Here is an 11,480-nt window from a genome sequence, read left to right on the forward strand (position 1 = left end):
CGAGGCGTCCGGTGCGGCCCGTGGCGGCGACGACGGCGAGGGAGGTCATGCGCGGCCTTCCGTGGCGGGTGTCATGGGGCTGGGTCTTCTGTGGCGGGATCTTCCGGGGCTGCGGTTCAGGCGTGGGCGGCGGGCTTGCTGGCGGGCTGGAACTTGAAGGAGATGGCCTCCATGAGGGCCTGGTGCTTGGTGTTCTGGAAGGCCGCGATCTTCCAGTCGCCGTCCGCCTGGCGGACCATCGTGTAGGTCTGGATCTTGTGCAGCTTCCCGGACTTGCCCTTGTAGGTGTCGCCGCGGGTGATCACCAGGGCGGTGTCGGGGCCCGCGAGGCGGATGCCGAGGGTCTCGCCGGCCAGTCTGGTGCCCTTGACGAAGCTGTCGAACAGCGCCTGGTGGGCGTCGCCGATCTCCTGGGCGCCGGTGTAGAGGGTGCCGACGTACGTGATGTAGGTGGCGTCGTCGGTGAACAGGGCCCCGTACGCGTCACCGTCGGCCCGCTGCCAGGCGTCGGCGAGGCGGTCGAGCACGGCGTTGATGGCGGCGGCGTCGGCGGCGGTGAGGGTGTTATGCATGGTCGTTGCCTTCCTTCAGCAGCTTCTCGGAAGCATTTACTTCTTTGAAGATTTATCTGCACTGAAGAAGAGATTAGAGATGACGCCGACCACTGTCAACACCGGCCGCGTCCCGGCCCCCGCGCAGGAGCGGCTGCTCGATCGCCGACGCGGGCCCGACACGTATGCTTGGCGTTCCATGAGTGAGCAGTTGACGATCGGCGAGCTGGCCGAGCGCACCGGGGTCGCCACTTCCGCTCTGCGCTACTGGGAGGAGCTCGGGCTGATCCCGGAGCCGGAGCGCGTCTCGGGGCAGCGGCGCTATCCGCCGTCGGCGGTCGAGCTGGTCGCCGCGATCCTGCTGCTGCGCGAGGTCGGCCTCACGTTGCGCGAGGTCAAGACGTTCCTCGCGGTCCGGTCCGAGCCGGGCGACGCGTGGCGGGAGCTGTATCGGCGCAAGCTCGACGAGCTGGACGAGCGCATCGCCCGGGCCCAGGTGGCGCGCACCGCCATCGCGCACGGCATGGCGTGCCCGCACGAGAACGCCTTCGAGTGCTCGTCCTTCACCGGCGCGGTCAAGGCGCGGCTGGCGGGGGCGTCCCTGGAAGAGGCTCACCGGCACTGACCGGCCGGGCGTCACGTCGGCGGCGGGTTCCTGCTCCGCGAGCACCCGGGGTGCGGGCCAGGTGCTCGCGGGCGACGACGTGCGGTCAGCCGGTCGCGAGCGACTCGTCCGGCTGTACGGGCGCCGGGGGCCGGGGAGTGCGGCGGGGCAGGGTGAGGGTGATCAGCAGCCCGGCGATCATCGCCGCCGCCGTGAGCAGGACGACCAGGAACTCGCCGTCCGCCGTGGCGGCGCGCAGGGCCTGACCGGTCCTGCCCTCGGTGCCGAGGTCGGCGATGACGGTGAAGACGGCCAGGCCGATGGCGTTGCCGATGTTGAGCGCGGTGGAGGCGATGCCGTTGGCGACGCCCTGTTCGTGGGCGGGGGTCCCGGTGGCGGCGGCGATCCACATGGCGGTCCAGACGATGCCCTGGCCGAGCCCGGAGACGACCAGGCCGGGGATCAGCAGGCCGTACCCGGCGTCGGCGTCGAAGCCGAGGGCCAGGACGGCGGTCCCCACGACACCGACGGCGAAGCCGATCAGCAGCGTGAGACGGGTGCCGATCCGGGTCGCCAGACGTTCGCCGCTCTGCGTGCCGGCGGCGATGGCCAGCGAGGGGATGAGGAAGGCCAGCCCGGTCTGCAGGGCGCTGTAACCGTGGACGCTCTGCAGCAGCACGGTGAGGAAGTACGGCAGGACGCCGAACGTGGCCATGTAGACGAAGGTGACCAGCATGCCGACGGTCAGGCTGCGGTTGCGGAAGAGCCGGAACGGCATGAGCGGATCCGCGCTGCGGGCCTCGACCAGCGCGAAAATCACCAGCAGGACGGCGGCCAGCGCGAAGGCGCCCACGACCGGCGGGCTGCCCCAGCCCAGTTCGGGCCCCTCGACCAGGGCGAAGACCAGCAGCGTGGACCCGCCGGTGACGGTGAGCGCCCCCGGCAGGTCGAACCTGCGCCGTTCCCTCCTGGCCGGGTCGCGCGGGATGACGGCCAGGGCGGCCAGCGCGACCAGCCCGGCCAGGGGGACGTTCACGAAGAAGACGGCGGGCCAGCCGAAGTTCTGGGTGAGGACGCCGCCGAGCAGCGCGCCGATCGTCAGCCCGCTGGCGCCCGCGCCACCCCAGACGGCCAGCGCCCGGTTGCGCTGCGGCCCCTCCGCGAACAGGCTGTTGAGCAGGGCCAGCGTCGAGGGCAGCAGCAACGCCCCGCCGATGCCCTGGACCGCGCGGGCGACGATGATGACGACGGGACCGCCGGCCAGCCCGCCGGCCAGCGAGGACAACGCGTAGAGGGCCAGGGCGAGCACGAAGACGCGGCGGCGGCCGAGCAGGTCGGCGGCCCGGCCGCCCAGCAGCAGGAAGCCGCCGGCGAAGACGACGTACGCGCTGACCACCAGCTGCTGGGTCTGGCCGGGGAAGCCCAGCTCGGTGCCGATCTGCGGAAGCGCGACGAAGACGATGTTGAGGTCGAGCGCGTAGATGAGCTGGGCCAGGGCGAGCAACGCCAGGGTCCAGCCGAGTCGCGGCTTGACGCCGTCCGCGACGGCCGCGGGCAGCGTGGATGGTGTGGACATGGAACGCCCTTCGGAGGGAGCCGGGGAGCGGGCACGCGGAAGCCCGCCGCACGAAACGATCGTACGAGGATTTACGTACAGTCGTACTATGCCAGACCGGAGAAGGATTGTTCGACAGTCGCGGTACAGTTGAACCATGGCTTTCCGTCATCCCGACCGCGACCAGATCCGGGTCGAAGACGTGCTGTCGGCGCTGGGGAACGGCGTGCGTCTGTCGGTCGTCCGCATCCTCGACGCCGGGGGCGAGCACAACTGCACCAGCGTCCTGAACACGCTGGGGATCACCGCGAAGTCGACCATGACGCACCATTGGCGGGTGCTGCGCGACAGCGGCGTCATCCGGCAGCAGCCCTCGGGGCGGGAGAACCTGCTCGTCCTGCGGCGCGAGGACCTGGACGCCCGCTACCCCGGCCTGCTCGACGCCATCCTCTCCGGCGCCCGCACCGACGCCGCCACCCAGCACCCCGACTCCGCCGCCTGACCACGGGGCCCCGGCGCCTCGCATTGCCTTCAGCGCCGCGGAACGGTCACGTTTGCTTCGGTGCAGGGCAATATGGTCGCCGAGGTGTCCCGCGCCATGCCTCGAATCTCCGTTCCACCCCGCAGGGCCCGGCTATCCTCGCTGTGGTGACCACCCTGTCGTCCGACTCCCCCGACCGTCTCCGGGCCGAGCTGGTCGCCGAGCTCAGGCGGGGCGGCTGGGTCCGCTCCCCCGAGGTCGAAGCGGCGTTCGCCAAGGTGCCGCGGGAGCGCTTCGCGCCCGAGGTGTCGCCGAGCGCGGCCTACTCGGCCCACGACGTCGTCGTCACCAAGCGCGGGCCCGACGGCAGGGCCACGAGTTCGATCAGCGCGCCTTGGCTGCAGGCCGACATGCTCGAAGCGGCACGGATCCGTCCCGGCGCGAAGGTCCTGGAGGTCGGTTCCGGCGGCTGCAACGCCGCCCTCATCGCCGAGATCGCCGGGCCGGACGGGCTGGTCGTCACCGTGGACATCGACCCCTTCGTCACCGGGCGCGCGGGCCGTTTCCTCGCCGAGACCGGCTACGGGCAGGTGAAGGTCGTCCTGGGCGATGCCGAGCATGCGGCCGAGCAACACGCGCCGAGCGGCGGCTTCGACGCCGTCATCGTCACCGTCGGCGTCTGGGACGTTCCCTGGGGACACCTTCTCGCGCCGGGCGGCCGGATGGTCGTGCCGCTGCGCTTCTCCACCGTCAGCCGGTCCTTCACCTTCGTCCGCGAGGGCGACCACTTCCTGGGGCTGAACCCGACGGTCTGCGGCTTCGTCCCCTGCCAGGGGGCCGGAATGCTGCCCGACCAGGAACCGGTCCTGGCGGGCGGAGCCGTCAGGCTGACCCTGGAGAGCGGCCCCGCGCTCGACAGGGCCGCCCTCGACCGGGCGCTGGGCGCCGACCGGACCGAGCTGTGGACCGGCGTCACCGTCGGCCATGATGAGCCGTTCGACTCGATGCACCTGTCGATCGCGGCGGTCGACGAGCGGTTCGGCATGTTCTGGCAGGATCCCGAGCGCGATTGCGGGCTCGTCCGGCCGGCCATGCGCTGGTACTGTCCCGCGCTCATCACCCGCGACAGCTTCGCCTATCTCACCATCCGCGAGTCGTGCGTCCGCGAGGACGACCGGCGGCGCTGGGAGTTCGGGGCCTGTGGCCACGGCCGCGAGGGCGCCGGGCTCGCCCGGGAGCTGGCCGATCATGTGCGGACCTGGGATCACCGCCTGCGGGACCGTCCGGACCCGGTCTTCACCCTTCACCCCGCGGGCGCCGTCGTGCCGCCTCCCGCCGCCGGTCGGGTCTTCCGCAAGCGTCACACCCAGCTGGTCATGGCCTGGCCCTGATCGTGCGGGGCGTCACAGGGCGTCGAGGTCGACGGCTCGGGCGAGGGCGTCGTAGCCGCGATCGTCGAGATGGACGCCGTCGCCCGAGTCGTACTCCGGGCGCAGGGAGTCGGGGTCGTCGGGGCGGCGGACGGCCGCTTCGAAGTCCACCACGTGGTCGTACGCGCCGCTGGCGCGGATCCATTCGTTGACCTGGTCGCGTACGGCCTCCGCCGCCGGGCTGTAGGCGAGCGGCGAGCCCTTGACGGGGGTGAGGGTGGCGCCGACGGCACGGATGCCCCGGGCGTGGGCGGCCCGGATCAGCTCCTTGTGGCCGTCGATGATCCGGCGGGCGGTCGCCTGGTGAGGCTTGTTCCATTCGGCCAGGTCGTTGATGCCGTCCATGATGATGACGGTGCGGACGCCGGGTCTCGGGACCCCGGCGGGCGAAGCCGTCCTCGGACCAGTTGGGGCCGTACCAGGAGGTGCTGGGGGTGGCGGGCTGGACGGCGGCGCCCCACGCCGCCACCCATCGGCGCGATGCGCGCCGGCTGGGGTGATGCCCACGGCCAGGGCGAGCACGACGGTGAGGGCGGGAACGGCGAGCCTGCGCACGACGGGCCTCCCCGAGATTCCAGAAAGGAGGGGATTGCTCATGACGGGGGTCCTGGGGTGTGGTCAGGCGGAGCGGACGGCGGACAGGTCGAACTCCAGCGTGATGCGATCGGAGATCATCACCCCGCCGGTCTCCAGCGCGGCGTTGTACGTCATGCCGAAGTCCTTGCGGTTGACCGCCACGCTGCCCTCGAAGCCGACCCGGGTCAGCCCCTGGGCGTCGACGGCGGTGCCGGTGTAGTCGAGGGGGACGGTGATCCGCCGGGTCACCCCGCGGATCGTCAGGTCGCCGGTGACCTCGAAGCTGTCGCCGCCCGCGTGCACGACGAAGGCGGACTCGAAGGTGATGTGCGGATGGGCGGCGGCGTCGAGGAAGTCGCCGGTGCGCAGGTGGTTGTCGCGCATCTGGTTGCCGGTCTGGATGCCGGCCACGTCGAGCACCACGCGGACGGCGGAGGCGGTGGGGTCGGCCGCGTCCAGGCGGGCGGTGGCCTCCTGGACGGGGATGCTGCCGCGCACCTTGGTCACCATGGCGTGGCGGGCGACGAAACCGAACCGGCTGTGGTCCGGGTCGATGGTGTAGTGGCCGCTCAGCTCGCTGGGGTACATGGTCGCGCTCCAATTAGTTCAGCACTGGAAGATTCGGCACGACAGTACATAGCTTTATTTCAGCACGCAACTTTCCAGTACGCTCGACGCATGACCCGCTGGCTCACCGACGACGAACAACAGGCGTGGCGCGCCTTCGGCCTGGCCACCCGCCTGCTGACCGATCGTCTGGAACGCGACCTGATGGCGGCGGCCGACATGCCGCCCACCTACTACGAGCTGCTCGTCCTGCTGTCGGAGGCCCCCGCGCGCACGATGCGCATGAGCGAGCTGGCGCACTGGACCAACTCCAAGCCGAGCCGCATCTCACACGCGGTCAACAAGCTGGAGCAGAAGGGCTGGGTGCGCCGGGAGCACTACGCCGGCGACCGGCGCGGCTGGCTGGCGGTGCTCACCGACGACGGGCTCGCCGCGCTCCGGGCCGCCGCCCCGGAGCACGTCGCCAGCGTCCGCGAGCACCTGGTCGACCTGCTCACCGAGGAACAGCTGCGACAGCTCGCCGACATCAGTCAGGTCCTGCTCGACCACCTCATCGAGAAGGGGTGACGCGTACGGGCGGCTCGGCGGTGAACGCCGCCAGGGCGTCCGGGTCCGGCGCGACGCCGATCCCGGGGCCGTCGGGGACCGTGATGGAGTCGCCGGTCAGCACGACCGGCGCGGTGAGGTCGCGCTCGAAGTAGCGGGCGGTCGCCGAGATGTCGCCCGGCAGGGTGAAGCCGGGCAGGCTGGCCAGCGCCAGGTTCGCCGTCCGGCCGAGCCCGGTCTCCAGCATCCCGCCGCACCACACCGGCACGTCGGCGGCCCGGGCCAGGTCGTGGATCCGGCGGGCCTCCAGGTAGCCGCCGACCCGGCCGGGCTTGATGTTGATCACCGAGCAGGCGCGCGCCCTGATGGCGGCGGTGGCGGCGCGGGCCGAGGTGATCGACTCGTCCAGGCAGATCGGCGTGTCCATGCGGGCGGCGAGCAGGGCGTGGCCGTGCAGGTCGTCCGGGGCGAAGGGCTGCTCCAGCAGGGTCAGGCCGTACGCGTCGAGGCGGGCCAGGTGGCGGGCGTCGGCGGGGGCGTAGGCGGTGTTGGCGTCGGCGGTGAGCATCAGGCCGGGGCCGAACGTCTCGCGCACCAGCCGGACCGGCTCCAGGTCCCAGCCGGGCTCGATCTTGAGCTTGATCCGGGCGTACCCGGCGCCGACGTGCCGGTCCACGGTGTCGAGCAGGTCGTCGAGGGTGGCGGCGATGCCGACCGACACGCCGACGCGTACGCTGCGCCGCACCCCGCCCAGGTAGGCGGCCAGTGACAGGCCGCGCGCCTTGAGCACGGCGTCCAGGACGGCCGTCTCGACGGCGGCCTTGGCCATCGGATGGCCGCGCAGGTGCGCCAGCGCGGGCGCGACGCCGGCCGGGTCGAGGCCGGGCACCGCGAACAGGGCGGGCAGCAGGAAGCGGCGGATGAGGTCGGCCGCGCCCTCCAGGTACTCGGGGCTGTAGGTGGGCTCGTCCTCGGCCACGCACTCGCCCCAGCCCTCCTCCCCCTCGGCCCCGCGCACGCGCACCAGCAGCGCCCGGCGCTCGGTCTGCGTGCCGAGCGAGGTGCGGAACGGGGTGAGCAGCGGCAGCGCGACCGTGTGCAGCTCGGCCTCGGCGATCCTCACGCCGCACGCTCCAGCACGTACCAGCCGTCCCTGGTGAAGGTGGCGATCCGGTAGCCGCGGGCGAGCGCGCCGCCCAGGGCGGCCCGCTGGGCGGCCCGCCACCGCGCCGCCTCCGCGGGGTCCTCGCGCCGCAGCCGCTCGGCGTCGGCGGGCGTCGCGCAGCGCAGTACGGCCGCGCCGCCCGGCTCGCGCGGCGCCCCGGTCTCGTCGAGGATCACCTCGGCCTTCTCGGTCCCGCCCAGGGCGGACAGCCCCGAGTCCGGGGCCACCGGGACAGGGCTCCGCGCCGGATCCAGGGCAGGGGCAGGGTTCACGGGCCAGTGGGCGAACAGACGATCGGTGAGGTCGCCGCCGTTGATGCCGTCGTTCATCGGCCCGTAGAAGTCGGGGACGTACCGCTCGGCCCGCGCGCCGAGCCTGCCCAGGTTGAAGAAGGCGTTGCGGCGTACGAGCGGGTCGAAGGTCCAGGAGATGGAGCTCAGGCCGCGTTCGGCGGCCCACGCCCGCTGGTGTGCCTTGATCGCCTGGCCGACCCCCCGGCCCCGCGCCTCGGCGGCCACGCCCACCACGTGGGAGTGCAGGCCGGCCCCCTCGGCCAGGAACCCGGAGGCGGCGGCCACGAGCTCGCCGCCGAGGAAGGCGCCACTGACGTACCCGCCGGTGTGCTCAAGGGCGCACATGAGGTCGACGGCCACCGGCGGATCGTCGCCCGCCCTGGTGTTCCAGACGCGGCGCAGCAGCCGGTCGGCGGCCTGGAACTCGGAGGTTCCGTGGAGGATGCGGATTTCGAGCATGGCACCAGCATTCCGCCGGACCGCCGCCGGATCGTTGGCGCGCAAGCCCAACTTCAGCCGCCGCCGTTTGTGCCGGACGCCGGGCTCCGGCCGCCCCCCGTTCCGCCCGTGCCGCCCGCGCCGATCTCGGCCAGCCGGAGCTGAAGGCCCAGCACGAGCCGGACGTCGGGGTCGTCGAGCGGGATCAGCTCGCCGATGCGGCGCAGCCGGTACCTGAGCGTGTTGGGGTGCAGCGACAACGTCTCGGCCGCCCTGGGCACGTCGTAGTGGGCGGCCAGCCAGACCCGCAGGCTGCGGACGTAGTCGGTGCCGTGCCCGGCGTCGTGCTCGGCCACCAGGGACAGCGGCTCGCCCGCCGCCGCCGGGCCGGACCGCATCGAGGCGGCCGCGTCCAGCAGGAACAGCGCCGCGGCCAGCTCCTCGTGCAGGCCCACCTCGCCGCCCGCGAACGGACCGCCCATCGCACGCAGCGCCTCGTCGGCCTGCCGGGCGGCGGCCGGGACCTGGGCGAGCGAGGCCGCGGTCCGTCCGACGCCCGCCCGCCAGTGCCCGCCGAGCCGGTCGGTGATCCGGGCGAGGGTGTCGGCGGTGACGCGGCGCAGCAGCGGGGTCCCGGCGCCGGCCGCCACGATCGCGTACGTCCGGCCCTCCACGGCGCCGACGGCGGCCCTGATCCGGTAGACGGCGTAGGCGGTGCGCAGCAGGTCGGCGGCGTGCGTGGCGGCGAAGACGTCGGTCCGCCCGGCCGGGTCCCCGGCGGCCACCACCCTGACCGGCTCGTCCGGGCGCAGGCCCAAGGAGGCGGCCAGCTCCCCGGCGGGGCCTGCGCCGCGCAGCAGCCGGCCCACCCACTCGTCCCTGGTCCGGCGGGCCTCGTCGGCGGCCAGGCTGAGGCGGGCCAGGTGCGGGGCGGCGGTCCTGGCGGCCTCGGCGAGCACCGCGTCGGCGTCGGGCGCGAGCGGCTCGTCCGCCTGGATGGCCCAGATCGTGCCGAGCGCCTCGCCCCTGGCGCGGACCGCGATGGCCAGCCGGGGCAGGTACTCGCGCGGCTCGTGGCTCCACACGGCCCCCTCGCAGCGCAGGACGGCGGCGTACTCCTCGGCGTTCGTCGGGTGCTCGGGCACGCGCCGGCCGAGGATGCCCTCCCTGCGCAGGTCGTCGATCGGCTGGCCGATCGTGGAGTAGGCCAGGACGCGCATGGCCAGGTCCTCGATGGCCACCGCGCCCCCGACGCGGGCGGCGACCTGGTTGGCCAGCGCGAACAGGTCGCCCGCCTGGCCGCCGCCCAGGTCCGCGGCCGGGGCGACGAGCGCGAGCAGGGCGTCCACCAGGGCGTAGAGCTGGCCCCAGGCCAGGCCGGGGGCGGCGGCCAGCAGCGCCACGCCCGCGCCGCGGGCCGCCTCGGTCAGCGCGGCGGCGTCGCCGATCCCGGCCCGGACGACGACCGCGCTCACGCCCGCCCCGGCCGCGCTCTCCAGCAGGGACGGCTCCGGCCTGCCGGTGGCCAGCAGCAGCGCCCCGGCGTAGGCGGCCAGCGGCTCGTCGGAGCCGTGGATGACCGGCGCGCCCACCATCGCCTGGCGGCCGGACGGCAGGCACAGCGCGCTCACCGTCTCCGCGCCGAGGCTGTCGAGCAGCACGCCGAGCGTCACCCGGCCCTGGCCGCTCACGCCCGCCCCCCGCGCAGGAGGCGTCCGTGCCGGCCGCCGGTGAACTCGCCGTCGTCGATCACCATGCGGCCGCCCAGGAGCACGTGGGTGACGCCGGCCGGGCGGGTGGCGGGCTCGTCGTAGGTGCCATCGTGGCGGATGGCGGCGGGGTCGAACACGCACACGTCGGCGACCGCTCCCCTGCCCAGCCAGCCCCGGTCGGCCAGGCCGAACTGGGCCGCGGTGGCCGAGCCGACCTTCCTGATCGCCTCGGCCATCGGCACGAGCCCGCGTTCGCGCACGTACTCGCCGAGGAAGGTGGGGAAGGTGCCGTACGTGCGCGGATGGGTCGGCCCGTCGGGCGGCCCGCCGTCGGAGCCGATCGACACGAGGGGGTGCCGCATGATCCGGGTGACGTCGTCGTCGTGCATGGTGTGGAAGACGCCGTCGGCGTGCGGGTCGGCCATGAGCAGGTCGCACAGCGCGTCCCAGGGCTCGCGGCCGTCCAGCAGGTCGGCCAGCGAGCGGCCGGTGACGCCGGCGGAGGCGTGCCGCAGCAGCCGCACGTCCTCGGGGTGCGTCTCCCGCCACAGGCCGACGCCGGTCGTGCGCTCGGGATCCTCGGCCAGCGCGCGCAGCGCCCGCCGTTCCGCCGGGTCGGCCAGCCTCCTGAGCAGCTCCGGCTCACCGCCTTCGCACGCGGTGGGCGGCAGCAGCGCGACCAGCCCGGTGCAGAACGCCCGGTACGGGTACACGTCGGCCCGCACGTCCACGCCCCGGACCCGGGCGGCCGTCAGCTTGTCCAGCAGCATGGCCGACGAGCCGTGCACAGCCCGGCCCGACGCCTTGCAGTGGGAGACCTGCAGCCGCACCCCGGCCGCCGCCGCGACCTCGACGGCCTCGTCCAGCGCGCCGGCCAGCCCCTCGCTCTCGCTGCGCAGGTGGGTGGCGTAGACGAGGTTCCAGCGCCGGGCCGCGCGGGCCAGCGCGATCAGCTCGCCGGTGCCGGCGTAGGCGCCCGGCACGTACTCCAGGCCGCTGGACAGCCCGCACGCGCCCGCGGCGAACGCCTCCTCGGCCAGCTCGGTCATCCGGTCGAGCGCGCCGGGCGGCGGCGCGGCGTCCATGCCGCAGACGGCCGTGCGCAGCGTGTTGTGGCCGACGAGCGCGGCCAGGTTGTTGGTCGTGCCCTCCCGCTCCACGGCGTCGAGGTAACCGCCGAAGGTGGTGAAGGCGTGCTCGCCGAAGATCCCGGGGGCCAAATGGGCCGACTCGGGGTAGGCCGGTCCGCAGGAGAAGCCGCAGTTCCCGATGATCTCGGTGGTGACGCCCTGCCACAGCTTGAACGGCTGCTCCCCGGCCATGAACGGCACGGTGTCGGAATGGCTGTGCGGGTCGATGAAGCCGGGCGCGACGACCATGCCGTCCACGTCCACCACGCGGGCGGCCCGGCCGAGGTCGCGGCCGGTCGCGGTGACGCGTCCGCCACCGATGGCCACGTCCGCGGTACGGCCGGGCGAGCCGAACCCGTCGTGCAGAGTGCCGCCGCGCAGGATGAGGTCGTGCATGCAGGTATTACCTTTCCCGGGTACGAGATTCGTCGG

12 protein-coding genes are annotated in these 11,480 nt (G+C 73.7%); 4 read left to right on the forward strand and 8 right to left on the reverse strand.

The annotated features are described in order from the left end of the window. Positions 1-116 precede the first annotated feature (116 nt). A complete protein-coding gene (locus tag AB0J97_RS38105) occupies positions 117-572 on the reverse strand; it encodes an SgcJ/EcaC family oxidoreductase (RefSeq protein WP_364098203.1) in 456 nt (151 codons plus the stop codon). A 178-nt stretch (positions 573-750) separates the two neighbouring features. On the opposite strand from AB0J97_RS38105, the gene AB0J97_RS38110 reads away from it, so the two are divergent. Next, on the forward strand, positions 751-1,176 hold the full coding sequence (locus AB0J97_RS38110) for a MerR family transcriptional regulator (RefSeq protein ID WP_364098206.1): 426 nt from the start codon (positions 751-753) through the stop codon (positions 1,174-1,176). Between the two features lie 85 nt (positions 1,177-1,261). Here the strand turns inward: AB0J97_RS38110 and AB0J97_RS38115 are convergent, their stop codons facing one another. Next, positions 1,262-2,731 carry an MFS transporter gene (locus tag AB0J97_RS38115; RefSeq protein ID WP_364098209.1) on the reverse strand — a complete coding sequence of 490 codons (1,470 nt, stop codon included), beginning with the start codon at positions 2,729-2,731 and terminating at the stop codon, positions 1,262-1,264. 136 nt (positions 2,732-2,867) lie between these two features. Here AB0J97_RS38115 and AB0J97_RS38120 point away from each other — a divergent pair, with 136 nt between their 5' ends. Continuing rightward, complete coding sequence (locus AB0J97_RS38120; RefSeq protein WP_357705529.1) at positions 2,868-3,212, forward strand: helix-turn-helix domain-containing protein; 345 nt, start codon at positions 2,868-2,870, stop codon at positions 3,210-3,212. Positions 3,213-3,358: 146 nt separating this feature from the next. Further along, positions 3,359-4,582, forward strand: coding sequence for a methyltransferase, FxLD system (gene fxlM, locus AB0J97_RS38125; protein WP_364098212.1), 1,224 nt, complete (start codon positions 3,359-3,361; stop codon positions 4,580-4,582). A 12-nt stretch (positions 4,583-4,594) separates the two neighbouring features. On the opposite strand, the gene AB0J97_RS38130 is transcribed toward fxlM, so the two are convergent. Next, entirely contained in the window at positions 4,595-5,218 is a 624-nt protein-coding gene (locus AB0J97_RS38130; protein WP_364098215.1) for a GDSL-type esterase/lipase family protein, read from the reverse strand. A gap of 21 nt (positions 5,219-5,239) precedes the next feature. Then, positions 5,240-5,785 (reverse strand): YceI family protein, encoded by a 546-nt coding sequence (locus AB0J97_RS38135; RefSeq protein WP_357705533.1) that lies wholly within the window; start codon positions 5,783-5,785, stop codon positions 5,240-5,242. Between the two features lie 90 nt (positions 5,786-5,875). On the opposite strand from AB0J97_RS38135, the gene AB0J97_RS38140 reads away from it, so the two are divergent. Beyond that, positions 5,876-6,331 carry a MarR family transcriptional regulator gene (locus tag AB0J97_RS38140; RefSeq protein WP_364098218.1) on the forward strand — a complete coding sequence of 152 codons (456 nt, stop codon included), beginning with the start codon at positions 5,876-5,878 and terminating at the stop codon, positions 6,329-6,331. Here AB0J97_RS38140 and menC read toward each other — a convergent pair. Genes menC through AB0J97_RS38160 form a run of 4 tightly spaced genes read right to left on the reverse strand, consistent with a single transcriptional unit; the run spans position 6,315 to position 11,444 of the window. Then, positions 6,315-7,433 carry an o-succinylbenzoate synthase gene (gene menC / locus AB0J97_RS38145; RefSeq protein ID WP_364098221.1) on the reverse strand — a complete coding sequence of 373 codons (1,119 nt, stop codon included), beginning with the start codon at positions 7,431-7,433 and terminating at the stop codon, positions 6,315-6,317. The genes AB0J97_RS38140 and menC overlap by 17 nt on opposite strands. Beyond that, complete coding sequence (locus AB0J97_RS38150; protein ID WP_364098224.1) at positions 7,430-8,227, reverse strand: GNAT family N-acetyltransferase; 798 nt, start codon at positions 8,225-8,227, stop codon at positions 7,430-7,432. Before AB0J97_RS38150 ends, menC begins: the two co-directional genes overlap by 4 nt. Positions 8,228-8,280: 53 nt before the next feature. Continuing rightward, positions 8,281-9,897 carry a helix-turn-helix domain-containing protein gene (locus AB0J97_RS38155; protein WP_364098227.1) on the reverse strand — a complete coding sequence of 539 codons (1,617 nt, stop codon included), beginning with the start codon at positions 9,895-9,897 and terminating at the stop codon, positions 8,281-8,283. Continuing rightward, positions 9,894-11,444, reverse strand: a complete 1,551-nt coding sequence (locus AB0J97_RS38160; RefSeq protein WP_364098230.1) for an amidohydrolase family protein — start codon at positions 11,442-11,444, stop codon at positions 9,894-9,896. Before AB0J97_RS38160 ends, AB0J97_RS38155 begins: the two co-directional genes overlap by 4 nt. Positions 11,445-11,480: the final 36 nt, after the last annotated feature.

This window comes from Nonomuraea sp. NPDC049607 (assembly GCF_040675375.1).
Classification (GTDB): Bacteria; Actinomycetota; Actinomycetes; order Streptosporangiales; family Streptosporangiaceae; genus Nonomuraea.